Origin of the sequence: Pseudoalteromonas rubra, from assembly GCF_005887115.1 — a bacterium.
GTDB classification, from domain to species: domain Bacteria; phylum Pseudomonadota; class Gammaproteobacteria; order Enterobacterales; family Alteromonadaceae; genus Pseudoalteromonas; species Pseudoalteromonas rubra_F.
This window is the reverse complement of record NZ_PNCJ01000005.1, coordinates 258,284-284,444: the sequence shown is the minus strand read 5'-3', so window position 1 is coordinate 284,444 and position 26,161 is coordinate 258,284. Positions and strand designations below refer to the sequence as shown.

Annotated in this window: 25 protein-coding genes; 6 read left to right on the top strand and 19 right to left on the bottom strand. The window is 46.2% G+C overall.

The genetic code is table 11. The annotated features are described in order from the left end of the window. Positions 1–52: 52 nt before the first annotated feature. Together ilvN and CWB98_RS02160 are read right to left on the bottom strand one after the other, a co-directional pair. Positions 53–550, bottom strand: a complete 498-nt coding sequence (ilvN, locus tag CWB98_RS02165) for an acetolactate synthase small subunit (protein ID WP_138543336.1) — start codon at positions 548–550, stop codon at positions 53–55. Next, complete coding sequence (locus tag CWB98_RS02160) at positions 550–2,271, bottom strand: acetolactate synthase 3 large subunit (RefSeq protein ID WP_138543335.1); 1,722 nt, start codon at positions 2,269–2,271, stop codon at positions 550–552. Before CWB98_RS02160 ends, ilvN begins: the two co-directional genes overlap by 1 nt. Before the next feature lie 403 nt (positions 2,272–2,674). Between CWB98_RS02160 and CWB98_RS02155 the strand changes: the two genes are divergently transcribed. Next, entirely contained in the window at positions 2,675–5,626 is a 2,952-nt protein-coding gene (locus CWB98_RS02155) for an immune inhibitor A domain-containing protein (protein WP_171045562.1), read from the top strand. A 23-nt stretch (positions 5,627–5,649) separates the two neighbouring features. On the opposite strand, the gene CWB98_RS02150 is transcribed toward CWB98_RS02155, so the two are convergent. The 6 genes from CWB98_RS02150 to CWB98_RS02125 form a co-directional block, all read right to left on the bottom strand. Then, positions 5,650–6,657: an isocitrate dehydrogenase gene (locus tag CWB98_RS02150; protein ID WP_054016651.1), complete on the bottom strand. Its 1,008-nt coding sequence runs from the start codon at positions 6,655–6,657 to the stop codon at positions 5,650–5,652. 199 nt (positions 6,658–6,856) lie between these two features. Further along, positions 6,857–8,542 carry a hypothetical protein gene (locus CWB98_RS02145; protein ID WP_138543333.1) on the bottom strand — a complete coding sequence of 562 codons (1,686 nt, stop codon included), beginning with the start codon at positions 8,540–8,542 and terminating at the stop codon, positions 6,857–6,859. Continuing rightward, positions 8,542–8,925 (bottom strand): DUF3192 domain-containing protein, encoded by a 384-nt coding sequence (locus CWB98_RS02140; RefSeq protein WP_138543332.1) that lies wholly within the window; start codon positions 8,923–8,925, stop codon positions 8,542–8,544. Before CWB98_RS02140 ends, CWB98_RS02145 begins: the two co-directional genes overlap by 1 nt. A gap of 57 nt (positions 8,926–8,982) precedes the next feature. Then, positions 8,983–9,762 (bottom strand): flap endonuclease Xni, encoded by a 780-nt coding sequence (gene xni, locus CWB98_RS02135; RefSeq protein ID WP_138543331.1) that lies wholly within the window; start codon positions 9,760–9,762, stop codon positions 8,983–8,985. A gap of 65 nt (positions 9,763–9,827) precedes the next feature. After that, a complete protein-coding gene (gene ppnN / locus CWB98_RS02130) occupies positions 9,828–11,171 on the bottom strand; it encodes a nucleotide 5'-monophosphate nucleosidase PpnN (protein ID WP_138543330.1) in 1,344 nt (447 codons plus the stop codon). Between the two features lie 14 nt (positions 11,172–11,185). Beyond that, positions 11,186–12,718, bottom strand: a complete 1,533-nt coding sequence (locus CWB98_RS02125) for a GGDEF domain-containing protein (RefSeq protein WP_138543329.1) — start codon at positions 12,716–12,718, stop codon at positions 11,186–11,188. Positions 12,719–12,899: 181 nt separating this feature from the next. Here CWB98_RS02125 and CWB98_RS02120 point away from each other — a divergent pair, with 181 nt between their 5' ends. Beyond that, entirely contained in the window at positions 12,900–14,687 is a 1,788-nt protein-coding gene (locus CWB98_RS02120; RefSeq protein ID WP_138543328.1) for a M61 family metallopeptidase, read from the top strand. 42 nt (positions 14,688–14,729) lie between these two features. Here CWB98_RS02120 and CWB98_RS02115 read toward each other — a convergent pair whose 3' ends face one another. The 10 genes from CWB98_RS02115 to hisG form a co-directional block, all read right to left on the bottom strand. Next, a complete protein-coding gene (locus CWB98_RS02115) occupies positions 14,730–15,281 on the bottom strand; it encodes a YkvA family protein (protein WP_138543327.1) in 552 nt (183 codons plus the stop codon). Between the two features lie 214 nt (positions 15,282–15,495). Then, the gene (locus tag CWB98_RS02110) at positions 15,496–15,984 is read right to left on the bottom strand and encodes a hypothetical protein (protein ID WP_138543326.1); all 489 of its coding nucleotides are present in this window, start codon (positions 15,982–15,984) and stop codon (positions 15,496–15,498) included. Between the two features lie 102 nt (positions 15,985–16,086). Next, positions 16,087–16,698, bottom strand: a complete 612-nt coding sequence (gene hisIE, locus CWB98_RS02105; RefSeq protein WP_138543325.1) for a bifunctional phosphoribosyl-AMP cyclohydrolase/phosphoribosyl-ATP diphosphatase HisIE — start codon at positions 16,696–16,698, stop codon at positions 16,087–16,089. After that, a complete protein-coding gene (hisF, locus tag CWB98_RS02100; protein WP_138543324.1) occupies positions 16,695–17,468 on the bottom strand; it encodes an imidazole glycerol phosphate synthase subunit HisF in 774 nt (257 codons plus the stop codon). The genes hisIE and hisF overlap by 4 nt, the downstream gene beginning before the upstream one ends. Next, entirely contained in the window at positions 17,450–18,184 is a 735-nt protein-coding gene (hisA, locus tag CWB98_RS02095) for a 1-(5-phosphoribosyl)-5-[(5-phosphoribosylamino)methylideneamino]imidazole-4-carboxamide isomerase (protein WP_138543323.1), read from the bottom strand. Before hisA ends, hisF begins: the two co-directional genes overlap by 19 nt. Before the next feature lie 10 nt (positions 18,185–18,194). Continuing rightward, on the bottom strand, positions 18,195–18,785 hold the full coding sequence (gene hisH / locus CWB98_RS02090; protein ID WP_138543322.1) for an imidazole glycerol phosphate synthase subunit HisH: 591 nt from the start codon (positions 18,783–18,785) through the stop codon (positions 18,195–18,197). Next, complete coding sequence (gene hisB, locus CWB98_RS02085; RefSeq protein WP_138543321.1) at positions 18,782–19,843, bottom strand: bifunctional histidinol-phosphatase/imidazoleglycerol-phosphate dehydratase HisB; 1,062 nt, start codon at positions 19,841–19,843, stop codon at positions 18,782–18,784. Before hisB ends, hisH begins: the two co-directional genes overlap by 4 nt. Before the next feature lie 2 nt (positions 19,844–19,845). Further along, the gene (hisC, locus tag CWB98_RS02080; protein ID WP_138543320.1) at positions 19,846–20,904 is read right to left on the bottom strand and encodes a histidinol-phosphate transaminase; all 1,059 of its coding nucleotides are present in this window, start codon (positions 20,902–20,904) and stop codon (positions 19,846–19,848) included. Continuing rightward, positions 20,901–22,193 (bottom strand): histidinol dehydrogenase, encoded by a 1,293-nt coding sequence (gene hisD / locus CWB98_RS02075; protein WP_138543319.1) that lies wholly within the window; start codon positions 22,191–22,193, stop codon positions 20,901–20,903. Before hisD ends, hisC begins: the two co-directional genes overlap by 4 nt. A 6-nt stretch (positions 22,194–22,199) precedes the next feature. Next, a complete protein-coding gene (hisG, locus tag CWB98_RS02070) occupies positions 22,200–23,099 on the bottom strand; it encodes an ATP phosphoribosyltransferase (protein ID WP_046005230.1) in 900 nt (299 codons plus the stop codon). 347 nt (positions 23,100–23,446) lie between these two features. Here hisG and CWB98_RS02065 point away from each other — a divergent pair, with 347 nt between their 5' ends. Next, entirely contained in the window at positions 23,447–23,674 is a 228-nt protein-coding gene (locus CWB98_RS02065; RefSeq protein WP_138543318.1) for a hypothetical protein, read from the top strand. Positions 23,675–23,724: 50 nt separating this feature from the next. Here the strand turns inward: CWB98_RS02065 and CWB98_RS02060 are convergent, their stop codons facing one another. Next, positions 23,725–24,399, bottom strand: a complete 675-nt coding sequence (locus CWB98_RS02060; RefSeq protein WP_138543317.1) for a 2OG-Fe(II) oxygenase — start codon at positions 24,397–24,399, stop codon at positions 23,725–23,727. A 213-nt stretch (positions 24,400–24,612) separates the two neighbouring features. Between CWB98_RS02060 and CWB98_RS02055 the strand changes: the two genes are divergently transcribed. From CWB98_RS02055 to CWB98_RS02045, 3 genes are all read left to right on the top strand, one after another. Further along, a complete protein-coding gene (locus tag CWB98_RS02055; RefSeq protein WP_138543316.1) occupies positions 24,613–24,816 on the top strand; it encodes a DUF1289 domain-containing protein in 204 nt (67 codons plus the stop codon). 70 nt (positions 24,817–24,886) lie between these two features. Beyond that, positions 24,887–25,180: a hypothetical protein gene (locus tag CWB98_RS02050; protein ID WP_138543315.1), complete on the top strand. Its 294-nt coding sequence runs from the start codon at positions 24,887–24,889 to the stop codon at positions 25,178–25,180. Between the two features lie 376 nt (positions 25,181–25,556). Then, positions 25,557–25,982 carry a hypothetical protein gene (locus CWB98_RS02045; protein ID WP_138543314.1) on the top strand — a complete coding sequence of 142 codons (426 nt, stop codon included), beginning with the start codon at positions 25,557–25,559 and terminating at the stop codon, positions 25,980–25,982. The last annotated feature ends 179 nt before the right edge of the window (positions 25,983–26,161 follow it).

Genomic DNA, 26,161 nt, shown 5'->3' with positions numbered 1-26,161 from the left:
TGTCAGCACAGTTTTATCTTTATTAAAAAAGGGGCGTTAGCCCCTTTTTGTATTAAGCTCTTAACGCCTTATCTCCTCGCCCGATACCGACTGTACCGGAACGAACGATTTCAATAATATCACTTTCATGCCTGAGCATATCCAGAAACGACTCTATTTTGTCACTGCTGCTTGCTAGTTGTACGGTATAACTGCGTTTACCCATATCGAGTATTACGCCACCAAAGACGTCGGTAACACGTGTCACAGCGGCTCTGGTCTGTTCATTGCCAGCGAACACCTTTGCGAGCAATAACTCCCTTTCGATATGTGCGGTTTCTGTCAGGTCGATGATTTTAAGCACGTCAACGAGTTTGTTTACCTGCTTGGTTATCTGTTCAACAACTCTGTCATCTCCATGTGTCGTAATGGTAATGCGAGAAAGTGTTTTGTCATCGGTTGTGCCAACAGTTAAGCTGTCTATGTTATATGCGCGTTGAGAAAATAATCCCACAATGCGTGACAGTGCACCCGGTTCGTTTTCTAGTAAAATAGCTAATATTCTGCGCATTATGCTTTTACTCCCTTTTTCAGCCACATATCATCAATGGCCCCGAGTTTAATTTGCATTGGGTAAACATGTTCATTTTCGTCAACGCAAATATCCAGAAAAACGAGGCGATCATTGATGGCAAAGGCCTCAGATAAGGCATCGTCTAATTCATCGGCGTGATCGACGCGGATCCCGACATGTCCATAACTTTGAGCAAGAGCAACAAAATCTGGCAGAGACTCCATGTACGAACTCGAATGACGACCTCCATACATCATGTCTTGCCATTGGCGTACCATACCCAATGAGCGGTTATTGAGTGAGACAATTTTCACATTGAGTCCGTACTGAAGGCAGGTAGAAAGTTCCTGAATATTCATTTGGATAGATCCATCACCTGTTACGCATACAACATCTGCATTAGGGTAGGCAACTTTTACCCCCATTGCTGCGGGCAGACCAAAACCCATAGTTCCCAGGCCGCCAGAGTTAATCCATTGCCTGGGGTGCTTAAAGGGGTAGTACTGGGCTGCGAACATTTGATGCTGGCCCACATCCGAGCATACATAAGCTTCGCCCTGAGTAATTTGATAAAGTTTCTCAATCACGGTTTGTGGTTTGATTTTTTCCCCTTGAGCCTCGTACGACAAACAGCGCTGCTCTCGCCATGCCGTAATTTGTTGCCACCATGACTCTTGTGCTGCACGGTCAATACGCAATGCGCTTTTCTCTATTGCACTTTGAAGCTGTTCCAGCACTGATTTTAGGCAACCGACAACAGGGATATGTGCCTTTATAGTTTTGGAAATTGAAGTCGGGTCTACATCGACGTGCACTATGGTTGCATCGGGGCAGAACTTTTTGACATTATTGGTTACCCGATCATCAAACCTTGCACCAAGCGCCAGAATCACGTCTGCATTGGCCATTGCCTTGTTTGCTTCCAATGAACCATGCATGCCCAGCATACCAACAAAGTTGGGGTGCTTACCGCTGATCCCGCCCAACCCCATTAAGGTATTCGTAATGGGAGCGTTTAGTGTCTCAACCAATTGGGTTAGTTGTTCTGAGGTATTGGAAAGAATAATCCCACCCCCTGAGTAGACGACAAGCCGCTTAGCACCCAAAATTGCATCTACAGCTTTCTTGATTTGGCGAGCGTGTCCCTTTGAGCTTGGGTTGTAAGTTCGCATTTCAATTCGTGTCGGCATCTCATAATTGAATTTAAGCTGGGGATTGAGAATATCCTTTGGCAATTCGACAACTACAGGGCCAGGCCTGCCTGAATTTGCCAGATAGAATGCTTTGGCCAGAACTGACGGGATCTCCTTCGCGTCACGGCAGTTAAAGCTATGTTTAACGATGGGGCGTGAGCAACCGACTATGTCTGTCTCCTGAAACGCGTCATCTCCAATTAAATTTGAAGGTACCTGACCCGACAGTACCACCATAGGAATGCTATCCATATAGGCGGTCGCGATGCCCGTTATACAGTTTGTGGCGCCGGGACCAGAGGTTGCAAGTACAACACCGGTCTTTCCCGTACTTCTGGCGTAGCCATCCGCCATGTGTGTAGCAGCCTGTTCATGTCTGACCAGGATATGCTCAACCTGATCTTGTTCAAACAGGGCATCGTAGAGATCCAGCACAGAACCACCTGGGTATCCGAAAATATAGTCAACTTCCAGTTCGGCCAACGCCTTAACAACTAGCTCTGAGCCGTTAAATTGCTCATTCATTACCTCATTCCTCAGCAAAGTTTAAATTGAAGGCAAAAAAAAACCCCGCTAGTGCGGGGTCTGTGCAAACGTTAGCTCACAACGGCCCCGCCGGACTTACCACTAAGACCAGTACGAGTACCACAACTGTGAATAAAATAGTTTGCATAGTTAATTTCTGCGTAAAAAGTTTAATCTGATGTTCTTTATTTAAAGGGTAATCACACGAGCTGTCAAGTTACAAAACGGGCTAATTGCATTATTGTGCCCTTTTTGTGTTTTAAATATTGAAATACAGTATTTCATGGCATTTTTTGGTCGTTGTTGTGAATAAATCATGCGTATTTTAAGCCTTGTCGCTTGTTTAGAATTATACTCAGCAACCTGTTACTATCCATTTGACTATCGTATTGGGTATATTAGTATGAAATTCAACCTTTTAGTTCTTATGGTATTGATTGCACAACCGTTGCAAGCGCTACAAGTAGACCAACAGCAGCTGCGTTACTGGCTAGAAAAGCGTGCGGGTCGAGCTCTTTCTGACTATGAGGCCAGTCAACAAATTTCAGATTATCTATCAGGGTTAGATAACTTGGCAATGCGCGTGCCTTATAATGGTAAACCGCCTACAGGTTCTTCCTATTTACGTGGCTATCAAGGCGCATCAGGCAGTTCAGTGAATGGTGCTAAAATACTGGCTATTTTGGTCGATTTTCCTGACTTACCACATGACGATAACCGCCTGACACAATCTGACTCTGATATGTTTTATCCAAGCTATCCTGTCAGTCATTACGAACAACTCATATTTTCAGAGCAAGGGTTTAAAGCACCTGATGGACAAGTACTCAATAGTGCAAGTCAATACTATCAGCAGGCTTCCGGTGGGAGTTATGCTCTCACGGGCGAGGTGTATGGCTGGGTCACGGTAGCACAAAACGCACAATACTACGGCCAAAGAGTCGGTGTCAGCAGGGACATTAATGTCGCATCGCTAGTGAAGGAGGCTGTGGAGCTGGCAGTTAGCCGTTATGACATTAATCTAAGTGATTATGACCTTACCGATTTAAACGATCTGGATGGTGACGGTATCATAAATGAGCCCGACGGTGTAGTGGACCATATTATGTTGTTTCATTCGAGCATAGGTGAGGAAGCTGGCGGTGGAGTTCTTGGCACCGATGCCATTTGGTCGCATCGTTTCGTGGTATCAGAAGACGGTTACACACCCGTTGCAATTTCCAATAGTGACATACGCATACACAATTACACTGTCAACCCAATTGATGCCAGCACAGGGGTAGTGGTACACGAATTTGGCCACGAATTAGGTCTGATAGACGAATATGACCTGAGCAATGGCAATATCGGTGAACCGGTCGCAAACTGGTCTGTGATGTCTAACGGAAACTGGTTGGGCACTCTGCGTGGCTCACAACCCGTGTCTTTTTCTCCCCGTAATCTGGAAAGGTTACAAGCAAAGTTAGGTGGAAACTGGATAAATCTGAACGAGTTACAGCTCGCTCAGTTGACCCAGGCCAGCCAGGTCGAGTTGCATCATGTTGGTGAGCATACTGGCAAAACGAATCAACTAAAGGTGAATTTACCTGCCTCTCTTGAGTATATAGGAGAGCCAATAAACGGTCAGTATCAGTATTACTCTGGTCAGGGCAATGCTAAGGTCAACCGCGCTACTATGTCTTTGACATTACCTGACACGGGGGAGCTTCGTCTTGTTGCTCAGGCTCGTTTTGATATTGAGGACAGTTACGACTTTTTCCAGGTAAAGGTTAATGAGCAGCCTATTGCCGGTAATCTGACTAAAGCACAGCATCCTATCTATCCTTCTGTGGCGAATTATATCGATGGTGACAGTGGTCAGGTTGAAGGTGGTTCAAATGGGAGTAAGATTGTCGAACTATCATACCCCCTCTCTGATTATGCCGGTCAGCAAGTGAAGGTGGACCTGATATACCAAACGGATAGCGTTGAATACGGTTTCGGGATTCTGCTGGATGATATCACCATATACGCTGGAGAGAATGTTATCTTCGTTGCTGACGCGGAATCATCCGAGCAGTTCAGCTTAGCTGGCTTTAGCAGAATAGCCAAATACAGAGCGGGTCTTGAGCAGGCATACTATGTACAACTAAGGTCTCACCTTGGTATCGACGCAGGGCTAAAAGGAGCGAGTTATGCGCCTGGTGTACTGCTCTGGTACGGCAACGAGAATGTTGAAAACAACTCAGTGTCTTTGCATCCGGGCAAAGGAAAAATCCTGGTTATCGACACTGATCAGCTTATTATTCCAGGTGCAAATGGTGTGACACCTGCTGTAACACGGATCCAATTACGAGACGCTGCGATGAGAGTACAAGATCAACCCGCTGGTCTTGGTGATAATCGCTTGCAGGCTGTGTCACAATTCAATGATAGTCAGGACTATAGCCATCCTCATCAGCCTTTATCCGGGGTAGTGTTGCCAGAAAACGGACTCTCGATTGAAGTGCTTGAAGTAAGCGAAGACTACCGAAATGCACAGCTCGAAGTGTCTGTAGATACGACGCCTAAAATCCAGTTACAGGTGAATGAGCTGATTGTCGACTTTTCCGTCTCAGGTTTGGAGTTAAATACGACTGATACTTTTGCATGGCAATTTGGCGATGGTAACCGCAGTGAGATGCTTAAGCCGAAACATCAGTATGAGGCCCAGGGGGTGTATAAAGTGATGTTCACACGAACCAATGAGGCAGGGGAGGCACAGTCGATTGAGCAACAAGTTGTTATCACCGCGCCATTGGTGCTGACGGGTACAAATGTCGCTATTGATAATGGGCGCTTGGAAGCAAGTGTCGATTTTAAGGGGGGCGCTAACCCGGTCACTGTACACTGGGAGCTTGGTGATGGCCAGATATTGGAAGGGCATAATATTGAACATCAATATCGCTTGTCTGGTCGTTACTTAATCGTAGTGACACTAGAAGATGCCAATGGCAGCAAAGTGAGCAAATCTATCGAAAAGAGTATTGCCGTGCCACTGAGCGGAACCATTAACGTGGTAAAGAATGGATTATCAGCAGATTTTTCGCTTAGCGCTCAGGGTGGCTCAGGAAACTATGAAATTAACTGGGATTTTGGTGATGGTCAGATAGGGCGTGGCGCATCTGTCAGCCATAGTTATCAGAATGCAGGTAGCTATCAGGTGTCAGCAACTGTGTCGGATCAGAGCAATGATCAGCAAGTGGTGCTGAGAGCAGATGTAACACTTGTTGAGTCAGCTGGAGAGGGTGGATCAGCAGGTGGCTTATTCGCGTTGAGTATGCTGATGCTTGTTATGACAGGGATAAGAAAACGCCCTGCATACGCAGGGCGCTGAGAAATTTAGAGCGTTTGTAGAGTTTACAGGCGCTCGATAACTGCTTGTGTAAAGTCAGTTGTACCGTGGTTGCCACCCAGATCGCGTGTTGTACGGTCACCAGATTTGATAACATCAGCGACTGCATTACGGATCTTGTCAGCCGTCTCACCCATATCCAGATATTCAAGCATTTGAATCGATGCCAGGATGACAGAAGTTGGGTTTGCCAGGTTTTTACCTGCGATATCTGGAGCACTACCGTGAACTGCTTCAAAAATGGCAGCGTTTTCACCGATATTTGCGCCCGGAGCCATACCCAGTCCACCAACCAGACCTGCACACAGGTCAGAAATGATGTCACCAAACAGGTTAGTAGTGACAACAACATCGAACTCTTCTGGTGTCATAACCAGTTTCATACAAGTTGCATCGACGATCATTTCTGCTGATTCAATTTCAGGATAACGCTCACCGACTTCGCGCGCTACCTTCAGGAACAGGCCAGAAGTAGACTTAAGGATGTTAGCTTTGTGAACCGCTGTTACCTTTTTGCGGCCTTCACGCTGGGCTAGCTCGTACGCAAAGGTAACGATTTTCTCTGCGCCTTCACGCGTGATTTTAGACATAGCTTCTGCTTCGCTACCGTCCTCAGAGACAACCTGACCCAGACCTGAGTACATACCCTGTGTGTTCTCACGCACTGTGATGATATCAATATCGTCGTAGCGTGCTTTAGTGCCTTCAAAAGACTTAACCGGGCGAACGTTTGCATACAAACCAAAGTGCTTACGAAGTGTTACGTTAATTGAAGTAAAGCCTTCACCAACAGGAGTCGTCAGTGGGCCTTTAAGGGTAATTTTGTTACGTTCAATGGCTTCTAACGTTTCAGGAGGCAGCAGCTCACCGGTTTTTTCCAGTGCAGCCAGTCCCGCGTCAACGTATTCATAATCGAATTCACAACCAGCAGCGTTCAAAATTTCAATTGCTGAGTCGATGATGCTTGGACCGATGCCGTCGCCACGGATCACCGTGATAGTTTGCTTAGCCATTTATGTTTCCTTTATCAAAAGTAAATTTACATCTAAGAACAGATCTAGACTAGTGTAGTTGACCTTTTCCGTGATGTTAGATCGCTTGAAAATTTAAGCGCGTTTTATAGCAATTTATTCATTTATATTCCAGTAAGGAATGAATAAAAGACATAAATTCAGTGAATACCCAAAATGCATGGTATTTATCGGGTAAATATCAGTCAATTAAATTATATAGACCAATAGACTGAAGGTGTGCTAAAAGGGCATCAAAACTGGACCAGTCATGTAATCTAGCCTGTTCATCTAAAACCTGACGCTGCCATGCTGAGGTTTCAAAGTTTGAGTCACAGATCAACAAGGTTAATATCTTCACAGCAGTGAAGGTCAGTGCCAGTCCAGATAATTTTGATTTACGAGATAACTCGGACAGCTCAAATGCACGGTGGGCTTCACTGGAAGCAAAATGGTTATGAAAGTAATGCTTGAACTCCTCTTCATTGAACGCCCCAAAGCCAAATAATTGTGCCAGAGAAACAGGGTGAGCACTGTCAGTTGAATCGAGCGCAAAGGGAAATCGTTTTATGTCTACACTGTGTCGCTTGAGCATAAATGCGACAGCTGCACTGACCGGAGAGAGGATATTTTCATAGTGATGGCCATAATTTTGTTGTACAAGTGCTGCTAGTACCTGAGCAAACAATTGATACTTGTGCCAAATATCTTTAGCAAAAGGGTGCTTAAGTTGCACTATTAATTGCTCCACTAATACCCGTTGGCAAAGTAAGGCCGCAGCGTCCAAGCCCACCATGGTAAGACAATGTCTCAGGTTTGCCCCTTTCTGCGCTTCTCTATTGTAGAGCCTTGCTGCTTGCGCTAAAGCTGTTTCAATTTCTGGGAATGGGGCGATTGTTTTTTCGATGGCTCTGAAACTGCCGAAGTTTGCGCCCCCAAGCTGTTCGACCACATGTAAGGCTTCGGTCATCTGATCTGATGGTGTAGCCAGCGGTTTGGGTGGGATACGTGACCATACTCGATAAAGTAGCTGCGAGTCTGACACCTTTAACGCATGGTAGCGCTGCTGATAACGCCTTTGTGTTTTGATAAGGCGAGTGATTTTGCCTGATTGCATAATCGCAAGTATTGCATGGTTTTCTTCCTCGCAAAGCAGCAGTGCCTGATGATCCGGATGTCGTTGCACCGCACCTGCCGGATAAGCATCAAGCTGCCTGGCAAGTAGTTGCAAACTGGTTTGCAAAAAGGTGTGGGTATTATTTAGATACAGTTGCTTAATAACGGCCGGTAGAGAAGCACGATGATTCTTTTTCATCAATGCAACAGATATCTGGGTCGCAATTGCTACGAGTAATGTAACATTGTCATACAAAGGAGAGGTGCGTTTGCGACTGATAGACAGCTCATAGCTAGAGAGCCTTGCGAGGATCCGGGTTACCTGAGGCGAGTGCAGTTGTCCGGCACTGAGTACCTTAACCGCAAGTTGGTGACGCAGCCTAAGTTTTTTTGACTCGATACTTGATAAGGGCTTACCAGAGGCGACCTTGTCATATTCGCGACTGGCGCACAATACACTGGCAAAGCTTGCGATCAAGAGTTCATGGAGCATTTGCTCTGTATAACCATGGGCATAGCCAAGCATACACAGCAATATTGACTGTTTAACCAGTACGTTAGTTGAATGTCTGTAAGGGATTGCTACAAAGTGCAAGTGAGCATGTAGGGCATTCGGTGCCTGACGGTATAAACGGGTGTATTGCTCAGCGAGTTGGGTAAGTGTTACATCAATTTTGGGCCAGCTTTGTTTGTCATAATACAAGGACAAAACAGACTCAGACTGAGTCAGGAGTTTATGCAGTTGTCTTGCGATATCCTCATTGACGGTCATTAGAAAGCCTTGTCATACGCCACGATTGCGCCAGCTCCCCAAAGCGTAAGCTGACCGTTCTCAAACAGTAATCCGGTACATTCATCCTGTGTGGTGATCCCATCCGGCTTGACCAGTTGTGTTCTGTAAAAGACGATTTGCAGGACGCGATCACCTTCAGACTTAACATAGGTCAGGTCAGGGCTGCCAAGTGTTTCTAAAACTTCATCCAGCTCGACGACCATGTCGGGCTTGAGCTTGCTGATATAACGTTTGTTAAAGGCTTCTCTGTCTTGCCAGATCATGGCCTGAGGGTCATCTTTATAGAAATTAATGACCAGATATACTATTACGCCATATACAGCAAGGCCAAGAAAAACGTATTGTAAAACCTTTTTAATCATTGAAATGCACCAAAAACTCCCAAAGCTAGCGTAACGGAAGCGCTTAACCGGAACAAGCTATTTGCGCTCAATCACTCTAAGCTGACTTAAATTAAAGCCAAGATTGATGTCAGTTTGTAGTGAAACGAGTGTTTTACTCAAAATAAAGTCATCCAGGCCATCCTCTAGCTTGCGTCGAGTTGTCGGCGAGAGGCTTGACGCTTTTAAGGCTTGTTCAACATCACCGAACTCCCCGATCAGATCTATGGCGGTTTTTTTTCCTATGCCTTTGACTCCCGGGATATCATTGGTTTTATCACCCATCAACGCCCATAACTCTGTGAGTGCGTAATAAGGTACTGAAAACTTATCTAAAATTTGCTGATGACCCATATAGGATTGGGAAAAGTAGTTATAAACGTCTATCTTTTCAGAGCACAAAGGTAAAAACCCTTTGTCTGTCGACACAATCACTGAATGCACTTGGTTAGAGCTTGCTTTGCTAGCCAGCGTGGCAATAACATCGTCAGCTTCATCCTGCTCAGGGAAAAACGCGGTGATACCGCATGTTTTAAACCCTTCGGCAATCAAGGTGAGGTTTTGCTTGAGTGACTCAGGCATGGGTTTTCTACTGTGCTTATAATTTGCGTAATAATGATAACGCCAGCTTCGTTCGCCATCAAAAATGGCAATCGCATGGGTTGGTTCAACGCGCCGAAGTAGTTTTGTGCAGGCATTGCTCACGCGAGCTTTACATGACTGCATGACTTGCTGTTCACTCACCCCTTGTTGGTCAACGTCAATTGCATAAATTCGCCGGATAAGATTAAGTGCATCAATAAGAAGTAATTTTGCCATGTGTGAATTAAGGGGATTTCTTAGCGGTTAAAAAAGATGGGGTAAGGCATCGCCTTACCCTGGTATTATGATTTTATTTCGTAGCAGGGTACATAGGTGCTGCCGGGTAACTTCATTCTGCCTTGCGCAACAAAAGCATGTAGCAGCTTGTCCATATCGCTCATTAAAGACGAGTCACCGCTTAGGGTATATGGCCCTTTTTGTTTAATGGCCGTGATACCTTGCTCCTTTACATTACCTGCTACTATACCAGAAAACGCTCTGCGCAGGTTGGCAGCCAGATCTTGCTTTGGCTGTGCCAAGTGCAAATCCAAGCCGGCCATATTCTCGTGAGTGGGTTCGAATGGCTGCTGGAACTGATCTTCAATTTTTAGCGTCCAGTTAAAGTAATAGGCATCGCCTTGAGTTTTACGATACTCTCTGACTTGATCCATCCCTTTACGTAACTTTTGTGCAACTAACTCAGGTTGATCAACCAGCACCTCAAATTTACTCAGGGCCTCTTTACCCAGTGTTTTTTCTACAAAGTCACAGAGTTCGTCAAAGTACGCCTTTGCAGAGCTTGGGCCTGTCAAAATAACGGGCAGCTGTTGCTTGGCATTGTCTGGGTGGAGTAAGATCCCAAGCAAATAGAGCAGTTCTTCAGCAGTGCCTGCGCCGCCTGGAAAAATGATGATGGCGTGTGCGGTTCTTATAAACGCTTCAAGGCGTTTTTCAATGTCAGGCAGAATGACCAGCTCATTGACTATCGGATTTGGAGGTTCAGCAGCGATGATACTGGGTTCAGTCAACCCAAGGTAGCGGTTGCTCGTTATCCGCTGCTTAGCATGGCCAATGGTAGCGCCTTTCATTGGCCCTTTCATTGCACCCGGGCCGCACCCAGTACAGATATTCAGGCCTCTGAGTCCAAGCTGGTAGCCGACTTCTTTTGTATATTTATATTCTTCTTCATTGATAGAGTGACCACCCCAGCAGACAACCATATTAGGGTCGGTATTGACTTCGAGTGCATCTGCATTGCGCAACATATCAAAGACCATGTGGGTAATAGCTCTGGGGTCTTTAATCTGTTCTTCGTGACGTTGGCAGATAAACAGGATGTCTCTTATTACGGAAAAAATATGCTCATGTATCCCGGCAATTATTTGACCGTCGACGAAAGCAGATTCGGGTGGATTTGTCAGCTCTATTTTTATGCCGCGTTCACGAGCAATCAGCTTAATATCAAAGTCTTGATACTTATTGTAAATCTCGTAGCTAGAGTCTGTATGACTGCCTACATTAAGTACTGCTAGTACACAATTTCTGAATAGTCGGTATCGTTCAATCGTTGAGGACTTTTGAAGTAGGTCGACTTCCAGTTTAGATAGTAGATTTAGTACACCTGTTGGGTTCAACTGTACATGCATAGGCAGTCTCCTTGTTAATCACGTAAGCAAAGTTTATCTCTGCCGCTGTTTTTGGCCTCATACAGAGCTTCGTCGGCACGATCAAAGGCTGTCAACTTAGAGTCACCTTCTTTGAGCTGTGTTGCTCCTAATGAGATAGTGATCCGCACTTCTTTGTTTTTGAAGCGAAACGGAATCGATTTAACCGTAGCACGAATTTTCTCTAGCGGTGCATAGGCCGCTTCAATCGGCATACCAGGCATCAGAATGACGAATTCTTCGCCGCCATATCGTGCGATAAAATCAGATTTACGAATGGACTTTTTCAGTGCACGAGCTATCACCTGCAGGGTTTTGTCTCCTGCACTGTGGCCATATTGATCATTGATAGATTTAAAATGATCGACATCGACAACGACCAAAGTAACGTCGTTACCCTGTATCTCAAACAAATGAAATTCCTGACTATATCTGTCGTCAAAAGCGGATCTGTTGGGCAGTTTGGTTAAACCATCCAGAAGGCTCTTAAACCTCTGCTCATTGAGGCGCTTTTTGTAGGTATTTACTTTGTTTTCCAACACATTGATACGACTGTTGATTGTATCAAAGCTTTCAAGCAAGGCTTCTTTATCCCGGCGCTCGATGTTTTCACGCTCCACCAAGTCTTTACTTATCTGAGCAAGCTCATCGTCAACTAGCCCTTTAAGTTCAGCAATGGAGGAGGCTTTTTGTGTGTTTTCCGTTAGCCTTTTGATTTTAGATTCAATACGTTCGTTTAAAGCGTTGAGCTCTTTGTTGATAGACTTCGAGTGGCTTGTGGTATCTAAGATTGATTTATGCAACTCTTCCAGAGTTTGATTTAGAGATACTAAAAACCCCTGCGCTGATTGCCTTTCCCGAGCTATCGACTTCGCAAAAATACGAATAACGGCAATCGCATTTTCTAGCAGTGAGTCAATATTTGAATCGGTCGAAATACTGTGTTTGATGGCTTTGACTTCGTCCGCCACATCATCTTCGAAAACAAGTTCGTTGGTCAGCCCCAGCAATTCAGTCGCTAACTCTGGGTTGTTATGCTGCGTTGAGGTATCAATGTCGTATTTAGCATCAAAGACCTGGAGATAAAATTGTAAAAGTTTATCAAGCAAAGGAACAAACTCTGGGATAGCGTCGATGTCCCCCAATTCGTTGTCGAGTAAATTGCGTAACTTACGGCGGGTATCTTCTGGTACACCACGAAGCTTTTGTAGCTGTTTACCTGCACTTTGAATATGGGTCACCAGATTGCGGTGATTCGCAGAGTTGGTGCTATCTAGCTGTTTTAACTGAACGCTGGTATTGTCTATTAAGGGGGCAAGGTGCTCAAAGTCCATACCCTTTGCAAGTGCACTACGATACTTAGCCAACAGGTTGTCCAAAGACACATCTTGTCCTTTACAGCCAAGGGTAAGCTTTGCAGCAAATTCCGACAGGGTATCTACCTGCTGTTTTCTCGCTTCTTCCAGCGCTTTTCTTGCTTCAATTGCTTGTGATAGTTTTTTCTCTAATCGCGCAGTATTATCAGTCACAGAAACCTAACATCTTCATTTTAACCTACTCATTAGCAAGTCTACATCAAATTACTGATTAATGTGGAAGATTTTAGGTGGTAGATCTACCTATTTTGGCCGTCGACTCGTCGTGTTTGGTGGTACTGACTCAGACTTTTTTGTTAGCTTAGTGCCATATTTGCAATTTTACTGATTTATTATGAAAAGAATCTGTTCCCTGCTCATCGCTTTGAGTGCTTTCCCTGCATTCGCAGATGTAGAATATACCCTGACCATCACAGAACCAGAACATCACCTTGGCGAAGTAGAAATTACCTTTCCAAAAAGTGCTCAGGCACACATGGATATCAAACTGGCAGACTGGCGAACGGGGCGTTATGAAATCCTTAATCTTGCAAACGGGATCCGCGCATTTGATGCGACCGATGCCAAAGGGCAAGAACTTGAGTGGCACAAAGTAGATAAAAGCACCTGGCGCGTTCACCTGCAGAGCCCCACCGAGGTGACAGTAAACTATCAGGTATACGCTAACGAACTCGGCCTCAGAGCAAGGCATATTGACGATAGTCATGCTTTTGTTGATGCTTCCGGTTTTTTTATGTTCAGCGAATCATTTCGTAATGAGCCGGTTTTGGTACAAATGAAGGTACCAGAGCAGTGGCGCTCTGTTTCAGGTATGGAATTCGCGGGCAACAAACATCGCTTTTCTGCGGCGAACTTTGATGTCCTGGTCGATTCTCCAATTGAGTCGGGGATTAATCAACTTCACACGTTTAGTGTTGATGACCGGGACTATGAATTAGTGATTTGGGGTGAAGGTAACTATGACGTTGACTTGATGCTGAGTGACCTTAAGAAGCTAGTTCAAACGGGCAGTTTGATATGGCGGGATTATCCTTATGAGCGCTATGTGTTTATGGTTCACGCAACCAGTGGTGCCAGAGGCGCGACGGAACACCTGAACTCAACTATCATTCAGCGCCACAGAGATGCCTTTGCTAAACGTGATGATTACATCGGCTTCATTTCAACCGCAGCCCATGAATTTATCCACACCTGGAACGTAAAGAATTACCGTCCAGCCGGGCTTGTGCCTTATGACTATGTTAACCCAAACTACACCGACTTACTTTGGCTATCTGAGGGCTCAACCAGTTACCTCGAAGACTTTTTGCTGCTAAGCGCAGGGATCATCACGAATGAGGAATATTATAAAGGTCTAACGAAACGATTAAATCGACATCTGAAGACGCCGGGCAGAGAAATACAGAGCGTTGCGCACACCAGCTTTGATAAATGGATTAATCAAGGGGGCGATCACGGAAAAAACTTTAGTACCAATATTTATTCAGAGGGCGCTTTGGTCTCCATGATGCTGGATATTAAGCTGCTGGATGATAGTGATGGTAAGGTGAGCTATCGTGATGTTCACCGTTTACTAGCACAACGTCATAGCTTGCCAGCCTCCTTTAAGAGCGAGGACGTGTTAAAGATCCTGAAAGAAATCAGTGGTCAGGATTACACCCATTGGTGGGCGCAGAATATAGATAAGCCCTTCACTCTGGACGCTGATACCTTGCTGAAAAAAGTGGGGCTGAGTTATGACTATCCATCAGGTAGTCAGGTTGTCGCTGGTTTTGACGGACAGGCAACAGCAACAGGAGAAGTGTTGGAGCTAAATCATGTCGCGCGCAATGGTAACGCATGGCGCGGTGGGTTAACCAGTGGCGATAAGCTGGTGGCATTCAACAGGCACCATGTCCGCGACTCCATTGACAAAACGCTGGCGCTTTTTAAACCTGGTCAGCAGGTCACCGTTGACTTTATCCGCCGTGACAAGCTGATGTCGACGGAGATCACACTGGGTGAAGTGCAATCTAAACCAAAGCAGATAAACGCGGTATTGAGACCAACTGAGAGACAACAGCGCCTATATCGTGCCTGGATGGGTGTGACACACCCTAATGCACCGCAATCTCAGCAGTAGTAAAAAAGGGAGCGTAAGCTCCCTTTTTTGAAAGCGATTAAGTTACATAATCCGCGAAAAGAATCGCGATTTCTTAGCGCCAGAGCGGTTGCGACGCATAGAAGAGCGGATTTGAGAGCGCGTACCAGCCAACCAGCTTTCGCGGTCTACCTTTGCAGCATCACCACGGCGGGCTTCCTCAGTTGCGCGGAAGCCGCAGAATTGACGATAAGCACTTAAGTCCAGCGACAGCTCCTGCAGTACCAGCTCAATCATAATGGCGTCGTCAATATACCCAAGTACTGGGACGTTATCTGGTACAATGTCTTCAGGCTCACTGAAATAGGCCAGAGATAACATGATTTCGCGCTTTTCATCTTCAGGCATTTGCCATTCTTCATCTTGCACCGCATCGATAAGCGCTGCAAGTGACATCATGCGGGTGCGTACAAACTCAGGTAAGTTAGACTTCTCCATGTTGTTGACCAGCTCTTTGGCTTTGCTGATGATCTCTTCGTCGCTTAAACCTTGGCTTTTTTCGATTGTCGCATTCATCATGCTACGAAAATGCGCCAGATCGGCATCGGATAATTCAAAGTTGATTTCAATTGACACTGGATTCTCCCTGAGGATTTTAATTTTTTATTGTGATGTCTGAAGTTAGGCGGTTACAAGCAGGTTGTCAAACTCACCCTAACGACTAACAACACTATGCCACTTTAGGTACTAATAATTAAGAGCTGAGTAAAGATTTATTAAAGAATGGCGCGCGTTTGTTGTCAAATTAGACAAAATCTGGGCAGATGATAGCCATCAGGCTCAGACTGTTTTATTTCGTTACTTCTAAGGTGATCACCCAGGGTAACCGGCGGTCTAAGCCCTTACCCTGGTTTAGGTTAATACTGCCTTTGTTGCTCAAGCTGGTATAACGTATCTTGTTGGTGGTTGTTTCATTGTTTTGCCAAGATGATCCCAGACACCTGTTTAACTGGTTTTTAACTGACTGGAATTCTTTATTGGTTTCAGCTTTTGAGCTCAGAGACTTTGTGCACTCATAGGCTATACGGCCATTACTATATTGATTAATTTGGCAACTGTTCTTGAGCAAATGCGCTTTGGGCTGCCACGCATCCATCAATGATGAACTCACCTTTGCCCCTTTTAGCTGCTCAAAACCATCTTGTACGCCCTGTGTCAGGGCAAGTACTTTGTCACAGTCACTCATTGTATCAACGCGTTGTTGTATGTCATGTGGAAGTTGCTGGCATGCTGCAAGCGACAATAAGACTGCAGAGGTAGAAATGATCTGATAGGGCATGGTCACGTCCTTTATCTTAACGTAAACACCAGTTGAACCAGGCAGGGTCGTTCAACTGGCAAAGGCTTTACATAAACTATAGATAAAAAAGCGTGACGGGGCTTATTTATGACGCTGATTAAGTGTTTGCGTTACTTTCTCCAGAGATAAACCGCTGCGCTGCAGCAGTACAATGAGATGGTACAGTAAGTCAGCAGACTCATTGCAAAGTTCGTCCTGGTCTTGTTTCATCGCCGCAAGCGCCACCTCTACACCTTCTTCTCCCACTTTTTGACAGCTACGGCTAAGGTCTTTGGCGAACAAAGAGGCAGTATAACTTTGTTCAGGGTCTGCGTTTTTACGCTCACAGATCACCTGCTCGAGTTGTGATAAAAAAGAAATGGCCGGACGAGCGTCGCCAAAACAGCTTTGCGTACCAAGGTGGCAGGTGGGCCCTGCAGGGTCTGCTAGCAGTAACAAACTGTCGCGGTCACAATCGGTATAAGCTGAGACTAGTCTCAGGACGTTTCCTGACTCTTCACCTTTGGTCCACAGTCGTTGTTTTGAGCGTGAATAAAAAGTGACTAGCCCTTTTTCAAAGGTCATTTTCATAGCCGCCAAATCCATGAACCCTTGCATCAGAATGACACCGCTCTGGGCATCCTGAACGATGGCCGGGATCAGCGCCATTTTATCGAAGTCTACACTGGTTAGGTTTTCTGGAGTAAGTTTCATAATCTGCAAGGTACCTTGTTAGTCGCTAAATATTGTTTAAGAGCATCTATCTCGATAAGCTGTTTGTGGAATACGCTCGCTGCCAGCGCGCCGTCGACATCGGCTTGCTGAAAAACATCAACAAAGTCCTGCATAACGCCCGCACCGCCAGACGCAATCAGTGGTACGTCACATTGTTTGCGAATGTTGCTCAGCTGTTCAATGTCATAGCCTTTTCGTACGCCATCCTGGTTCATGCAGTTGAGGACTATTTCCCCGGCTCCGAGTTCCTGAACACGCTGTACCCATTCACTAGTTTTATAGCGTGTCTGGCTGGCGCTGTTAGGGTCGCCGGTTAGCTGATATACCAGGTATTCGCCGGTGTTGGCATCAAAAAAGCTGTCTATACCAACGACCACGCATTGTTTGCCAAATTCATCGTGTAGCTCTTTGATTAGCTCGGGCCGCGCGATAGCGGGGCTGTTAATGGAAATTTTATCGGCGCCTTGCTCAAGCACTTTCGCGGCATCCGCCACCGATTTAATGCCACCAGCGACGCAAAAAGGAATATCAATATGGCGGGCTATGTCCCTGACCCAGTTGACATCCAGCAAGCGTTTCTCAACACTGGCACTGATCTCATAAAAAACCAGCTCATCGGCCCCGGCCTGACTGTAAAGCGCGGCAAGTTCAAGGATCTCACCAACGATTTCGTGTTGTTTAAACTTAACGCCTTTAACAACCTGGCCATTTTTGACATCGAGGCAGGGGATTATGCGCTTTGATAACATGCGATTGCCTCCTCAACAGTAAATGCGCCATCCAGTAACGATTTACCCAGAATAATTCCATTTACGCCCAGCTCAATCAACTGGCGAATATCATCTAAACTGCTTACGCCACCCGAAGCCTGAACCCTGACGCCTGGATTGTGCGCGACGATTTCCTGGTAGAGTGCAAAAGAAGGACCTGTCATGGTGCCATCCTTACTGATGTCCGTGCATAAAAAATCATACACGCCCAATGTCAGGTAAAAATCAATGAGTTCAAACAGGCTTAACTGAGACTCCTCGAGCCAGCCGTGGGTAGCAACTGCCCAACCCGATGCGCTGCGTTTTACATCCAGTGCGATGACAAAGCGCTCGGCACCAAACTCTTCAATCCATGCGGCGACTTCTTCTTTGCTATCTACGGCCATGGAACCAATCACGACTTGTTGCGCACCCGCTTTAAGCCATTGCTTCACGTCTTCATAACGACGGATCCCGCCGCCCACCTGATAAGGGGCCGTCAGCTCGGCAGTGGCTTGCTGGATCTGTTGCCATTGCTTTTTTTGTGGGTCGCGCGCGCCTTCCAGGTCAACCAGGTGCAATTTAGCGGCACCCGCATCCTGATACGCTTTTAAGCGACTTGCCAGTTCGAAAGGGTAGAACTGTGCGGTGTCATACTTGCCCTGATACAGGCGTACAATCTGGTTTTGTAATACATCTAATGCAGGAATGATCATTATCTTGTCCTTATAATTGCCAGTTCAGGAAGTTATTCAGTAAGGTTGCACCGACTTTGGCGCTTTTCTCCGGATGAAACTGCATACCGGCATAGTTGTCTTTGGCAACCACGGCAGAGAAACGTGTGCCATACTCGCTTTCGACCAGCGTGTTGGCGTTGCTGGCGTGGGCAAAACTATGGACAAAATACACCTGATCGTCCGGATTAAGCCCTTGTGTCAGGGGATGTGCCTCGCACACAGACAAGGTATTCCAGCCCATATGCGGACTGGTTAACTGACCGGTTTCAAGATAGCTGATTTTGCCGGGAATTTGGCCCAGACACTGAACGTTCCCTTCTTCGGTTTCGTCGCACAGCAGCTGCATGCCAAGACAAATGCCCATGAGCGGATTCTGATACTCAGCAATCGCGGTGTCCCAACCCTGGTCGCGCAGGCGTTTCATTGCCACAGAGGCATGTCCGACGCCCGGTAACACAGCTCTGTCAAATTGCTCTAACTGCGCCGGGTCGCGGATCACTTCCGGGTTGACACCCAGACGTTCAAAGGCAAAGCGTACCGAGTTGATATTGGCACAGCCCGTATTAATGATGGCAATCATAAGCACCCCTTAGAGCTTGCAGTTTGCTGGCTTGTATCTTTGGCGATGGCCATACGCAGCGCTCGTGCAAAGACTTTAAACAAGCCTTCGACCTGGTGGTGGCAGTTGCCTTCGCTGACTGACAGGATCAGACTGATACAGGCGTTATCTGCCAGCGATTTAAAGAAGTGCTCAACCATTTGTACATCCAGATCGCCCACTTTTTCACGACTAAAGTCGGCGTTCAGCACAAATGATGCCCGGCCAGATAAGTCCAGCTGACATTCAGCTTTGCATTCATCCATTGGCAGCGCGAAGCCATAACGGGCGATCTGAGATTTAGTACCGAGCGCCTGTTTCAGTGCCTGGCCAAGGGCAATGCCAATGTCCTCTACCAGGTGGTGCTCATCAATATGCAGGTCGCCACTGGCTTCTATCGTCAGGCCGATGTTTGCGTGAGTGCGAATTTGATCCAGCATGTGATCAAAAAAGCCAAGGCCAGTGCTGATAGACCCCACACTATTTTGGTCCAGATTAAGTGCCAGACTGATCTGCGTTTCTTTGGTATTACGCTGAACAGACGCCTGACGGTTTTGGGTTGTCAGGCGGGTGACAATTTCAGGCCAGTTATCGTCATAAAGAATTCCTTCAATACACAGATTGTTAGCCAGTTCGACATCGGTTTGCCTGTCACCAATCACATAGGAGTTCGCCAGATCGACTTTACCCGAGCGCATCAGGTTGGTCAGCAAACCCGTCTTAGGCTTTCGGCACTGACAGTTGTCTTCATCAAAGTGCGGACAAATCAACACGTCTTCAAAACGGATCCCCTGACTGGTAAAAATCGCCATCATTTGATTGTGGGGAAGGGCGAAGTCTTCCTCGGGAAAGCTGTCGGTGCCCAGTCCGTCCTGATTTGAGACCATGACCAGCTTGTAGCCAGCGGCCTGCAACGACAGTAAAGCCGGGATCACGTTGGGCAGCAAGGCCAGTTTTTCCAGACTGTCTACCTGTTTGTCCGAAATGGGTTCTTCAATTAACGTGCCATCTCGGTCGATGAATAAATAAGGTGTGCTCATTGTTATTGTTCTGCCTGTGGTTGTGTCAGCCAGCGTCTGACTTGTTCTAATTCCTGCTCGCTACCAATTGAAATGCGCAACCAATTATCCTCTCCGAAGAGGGTAAAGGGGCGCATGATAAGACCCGATTGCATCGCCTGTTTAATGTCGTTTACTTGTAGTACCTGGACTGTAATAAAGTTGCCTTCGCCAATCATGACCTTGGTAATTTTCTCGGATCCCCCAAGAGCCTCAGTGAGCTTTTCTTTTGCTTTATTGAGAATACAGACCTGACGGCGCATCTGGGTAATGGCATCCGGGGTCAGCGCTTCCTGTGCGATTTGCGCCACTACAGCAGATACCGGATAAGGGGCGATGACCTTGCGGATTGGCGCAAGCACGTCGGGTGAAGCCAAAGTAAACCCGGTTCTGAGCCCTGCAAGGGCAAAGGCTTTTGACAGGGTTCGCAGTACCACCAGGTTATCGAAATCCGATAACAGGCTCGCTGCGGTGAGTTGTTCACAAAACTCAATATAAGCTTCATCGACGACGACCAGTGCCTTGCCTTTGAGGGCTGCTGCAATTGCAGCAATTTTATCTGTACTTACTGTTGCGCCGGTTGGGTTATTGGGGTTGCAGATAAACACCAGCTTGGCGTTGCCAACAGCGTCTGCAATTTCTGCAGCGCTGCCTTGTTGTAACAGGCTCTGCTCAAGCGCTGTGATCCCGATATTGTGGGTATCTGCCGTTACTTTATACATGCCGTACGTGGGCAGGAACAAAGCGATTTTGTCTTGTCCGGGTGTACAATAAGTGCGTACTAACAGCTCGATGCCTTCATCAGCGCCGCGCGTCATCAACACCTGCTCTGGGCCAAGGCCCGCATAACTGGCGTAGGCGTTTATCACCGCTTCGGGTTGTGGGTCCGGGTAGCGGTTAAGTGCTTCAAAGTTGAGGCTCACGCTTCGTGAATAAGGGCTTTCGTTGGCATTTAGCCAGGTTGTGCCGGTGAGCTTTTCGCTCTTAGCTGAACTATAAGCGCTCAGTGAAGCGATGTTTTCAGGTAATTGAATTTGGCTCATGCGTTGTTCTCCAGCCTTATTTTTACAGCATTGGCGTGGGCATCCAGGCCTTCAGCCTCAGCCAGGGGTAAAATAGCCTTGCTTAGCAACTGTAAACCCCCTTTACTGATTGTCTGTTGCGTGTAAGTGCGATAAAAGTCGAGCAAGTTGAGGCTCGAATAGCAGCGACTGTAACCATACGTTGGCAATACATGGTTAGTACCTGACGCGTAATCACCCGCTGACTCTGGCGTGTAGTCACCAACAAACACAGAGCCGGCATTTTTCACTAAAGGCAGATAGGGCTCTGGTTCACCGAGCTGTAAGATCAGGTGCTCAGGTCCATACTCGGCGCTAACCGCAAATGCTTGTTCAATATCTTCGACCAGAATAAGAGTGCTATTTTCAAGCGCCTGTTTGGCGATATCTGCGCGACTTAGTTGCAACAATTGACGGTCCAGCTCGCCCTGGACCTCATTGATAAGCTGTTTGCTATTGCTGAGCAGCAGAACCTGAGAGTCGGGACCGTGTTCAGCTTGAGAGAGCAGATCAGCAGAAACGTAGGCTGGGTTAGCGCGCTCGTCGGCAATGACCAATACTTCTGAGGGTCCTGCGGGCATATCAATGGCAAATCCAGGCAGCGATTGCGACAATAGCTGTTTGGCCATAGTCACAAAGGCATTTCCCGGTCCAAATACTTTGTCTACTTTAGGCACGCTTTGGGTACCCAGGGCCATCGCAGCAATTGCACCGGCGCCACCGCTTTCAACAATTGTGGTAATACCGCATTTTTTCGCTGCATATAAGATGGCCGGATCGATACCTTGTTCGCCGTTTACCGGAGTACACAACACAATTGTTTGTGCCCCTGCCAGTTGCGCACAGACCCCTTGCATCAGTACCGAAGAGGGCAGTGGCGCACTGCCTCCCGGGACGTACAGACCAACCGCTTCAATGGCTTGATACTTAAGCTCGCATTTAACACCAGGTTGTGTTTCGAGACGTTTTTCTACAGGCACTTGTAGTTCGTGAAAAGCGCGAATATTACTGTAAGCCTGGTCGATTGCCTGTTTAAGTTCCGTTGAAATAGCACCTTCACTGGCCTGTATTTCTTCAGCTGATACCAGTAACCTAGGTTGCGCTCGGTTGTCGAACTTACGGGCATATTCCAGCAGTGCTTCATCACCGTTTAGCTCGACTTCTGCAATGATTTTTGCAACAACTTTTTCCAGCTCATCACTGATAGTGACGGCCGGGCGTTCAAGTGCTGCCTTTTGCTGAGCCCGGTTCGCCTCATTCCAGATAAACATGCGTCGTTACTCCATCATTTTTTCGATTGGCATAACAAGAATGGAGTTTGCGCCAAGCGCTTTGAGTTCTTCCATTGTTTCCCAAAATAGCGTTTCGCTGCTGACCATGTGCAGAGCAACATATTCTTCGCTTCCGGCCAGAGCAAGCAGGGTTGGTTGACCTGTCCCCGGCAACAACGCACAGATCTCATCAAGTTTCGCTTTTGGCGCGTGCAACATAATGTATTTGCTTTCTTTTGCCTGTTTAACACCACGCAAACGAGGCATCAGTTTGTTGATAAGTGAGAGCTTATTGTCGTCACTGAGGTTAGCGTTTTGGATAAGGCAAGCGTTAGATTCTAAAATGGTGTCGCCCTGCATCAGGCCGTTTGCTTCGAGCGTTGCGCCGGTCGATACCAAGTCGCAGATTGCATCGGCAAGGCCAGCACGAGGGGCAACTTCTACCGAGCCCGTTAGCATAACGACACTGGCATCAATCTGCTCTTGTTCGAGGTACTGCTTCAAAATTTCTGGGTATGTGGTTGCGATGCGTTTGCCGTTGAACCAGCTTTTATCCTGCATACCCAGCTCCTGAGGCCAGGCCAGTGCCAGACGACAATAGCCAAAGTCGAGCTTTGCGAGCTTACTGACTTCGCTGGGCTGCCCATTGCGCTGACGTTCAGCCTGCGTTTCAACCAGCACATTTTCACCAACAATGCCCAGGTCGCACACACCATCCATCACCAAACCCGGGATATCGTCATCACGGACTCTCAGGACATCGATTGGCATATTGGTAGAGTGGGCTATCAGGCGCTGTTCGCGCAGGTTTAATTTAATTCCAAGCTGTTTGAGCAGTGACTGACAATCCTTAGAAAGACGGCCAGATTTTTGAATTGCAATTCGTAAACGGTTGTTGGTGTTCATAATTTATTTCCTAAGTTTAAAAACTAAAAGCCCCGAGGGAACCTCAGGGCGAAAATAAATTATGTTGAGTGCTAGTTCGCCGGAGGTTCCTTGAAGGAATAACCCACCAGCGAAATACCTGACAGGTTATCCCGGTGTATGATGGTGATGATGGATAGCTGTCAGTGTAATAAGCATGTCAGATTCTCTTGTTGTTTATCTAAAACTGGTGCGCATCAGGCGCTCAAAATGTATTTATAGATAAACACAGGAGAGGAATTGCGTGCAAGTACTTTTTTGCATAAATTAAAGAATAAATTATAACTGTCGATAATAAAGGCATGAAATACCACGAAATGAGGTGGATTATGGATGCATTTAAGCCATTCCTGGCGCCGATAGTTCGGTTGCAGGTGAGCCATGATGGGCCATTTAAAGTTGCGGGTGTACTCGACAACAGGACCGAGAGAATTAAACGTAAAAAGCACTTACTGGAGATGGCGCAACAAAAACATCAAGAGGAAGATGCCCGCAAGAACGATGAAGATGACAGTGAAATCGACGACGAAGAACAGCATTTGGATACCTGGGCCTAAAAACATCCATGGCCCGGACAAGGTGCTTTGTCCGGGATTCGTGGCAGATTTTATCTTGGGGGGTCTATTTTGCCCGCTATCGAAGTATTAACCCTGAACCAACCAGCAATGGAATATCTATCCCGTTTAGCGGGAAGTACTTCATGGGGGAACTCTTCGCTCAAAAACAAGGCAACAGTGCCATGTAAAGGGACCACTTTTATGCCTTCAAGGTCAGTATCGTCACGATAGAGTACCATTTCCCCTCCGTCATCATGTCCCCACCCAGGGTTCAAATAGGTAACCAGTGACAGGATCCGGTTGGTTTCACCTCTAAACGCATCGTAATGACGCTTGTAATAACTGCCGCTGGCGTAATGAGCAAAGTGGCTTTCGAATGAGAACAATCCCATAAACAAGCGACGGTTCAAAAATTGCTGTAACCGGCTGGTCCAATCAAGCCAGCGCTGTCCGGGCTCTGACTCGCCGTTTATCCAGCAAATTTCGTCTGTACGCACAAAGTCGTTATGTAAAAAATCATCACCCCGGCCAATGCCAGCGTGTTCATATTTTTGGTTACTTAAACTGTGCTGATAGGCCAGTAGATCGTCTGCCAAATCAAGCGGCAGCGCACCGGGGCGAATGCTATAGCCCTGGCTCAGTAAATCATCAGCAATAAGTGAAAACAGTGTATCGTCTGTGGGGGAGTCGCCGTGCGCTGCACGAAAATGAACTAAAGCGGCCAACCTGATTTCCTATAATAAGTCGTATCAAAATCAAAAAGTGTGTCATTAAAGCAAAAGAGAAGAAGTAATCTTAACCTCGTGGCTCTGGGCTTTATGGCTTGCTGCCTGCTCTGCTGGGCGCATCATAGTCATTTTTTATCCGCTGGCAAGCAAAATATCTCAGCTCGTGTCTAATGGGGTATAATGCCTGGTGCAGTGTTACGGAGTAGAGTGATGAGCGTAAACAAAGAACCCAATTCGACGCCTGAAAAAGCGGTGCAGGTACCATCGCCTTGTATCCGTCATTGTTGTCTCGACGATAACGATATTTGTGTCGGGTGTTTTAGAACGCTAAATGAAATCATGAACTGGCAGTCATCCAGCAATGAGCAGAAAAGAATTATTTTACAGGCCTGCGAGGAGAGAAAAGCGCGCTGATGTGTGCATTAATCTATTTGTTGACTGTAAACGGCCTTGAATATTTATCGACCATAAAAATAAGAAATACATGAAGTTAGAAGCAAAGAGTATTAAGTTTTTGTCACCGGCGGATGAGCAGAGCTTTTTTGACCGATTAAATGCGTTGTCAGGTGTTAATGATGTCTATGGGCAAGGGTTTTCGGTAATCATTGATACAGACAAGTCACTTGATGATGAAGAACTAAGAGAGATCATCGCCCTGTTTTATCGCTACGGCGTCAATATGAAGCAGCTTAGGGCATTTCTGTGTGAAAGCAACAGAATATGGTTTAAGCACAATCAACAGTCATATTGGTATAAAAAGGTATTTGGAAATCGGTGAGAGGTCTCAAGCTGCCTGTAAAAGGGTTTAGAGTTGCCGCCATCGAAATACTATCTCGGGTTTGATTTAGTTAGGTATCTAGTGCTTCTAATTTTGTCCATCACTCAGTATTTTTCAGAAAACGGTCCCTTTGGTGGTCTCTTTAACGATTATCAGCCATGTCAAGCTCAAATAATAGCGATGATGACCAAAAGTGGGGGCTGTGTGGTCGAGGCAGGCACTAGTAAGAGTTAAACATTTATTTGCTTACTTGGCTTTAGCCATTCTGAAGGTTAAAAAGTAATTTTTTCAACCCTCTCTAGAGTATTGCAGGAACAGCTTTAAATTTTAGACCTGCCTAAATGAATCACGATGCAGCAGAGAGGAGAGTGCAGCAATGATTGAGTTTTTAAAAATACTTTTCTTGTCTGAGTTTGTGTTGTTAACACCTGAGCCAATTACTATTGATGGCCAGCATGAATTTAGGTTAACAGAGTCTGTTGAGGCTTTAAATTACAACGCGAGGATTAATATTGATGTAACATCGATGGTTGATGAATTCTTAGGAACTGGTGTTGTAGAAGAATTGGATATTTTGTCTGAAAAGTTCCCTAAAGGCAGTGTTGAAGTTCATCTAATTGAAAGTAGTGCTGGAGATAAGATAACGCTAAAGAATTTGGGTTATTCGACAAGTAAAAACTCTATGGATTTATCACTTAAGTATCCTAAAAATGCTGAATTAGGAAGAAGTTATGACACTATCATTATTCAATCGAATGTCTTGCTAAAAGAAGTTGTAATTGGTTGGGCTAATTCTAAATGAAGCTTATGGCGCTTGATTTGTTCTTTTATCTGGAATTATATCCCTATTAAAATTTCCGAATAGTTATTACTTAAAGCCAGCAGTAGCTGGCTTGTTTACCCCAGAATCATTAGATTTCAAATCTGAGATATCAAGCTTGCCAGATAAAGTTCTCCTTTTAAGGAATTAGGCATTGCTCC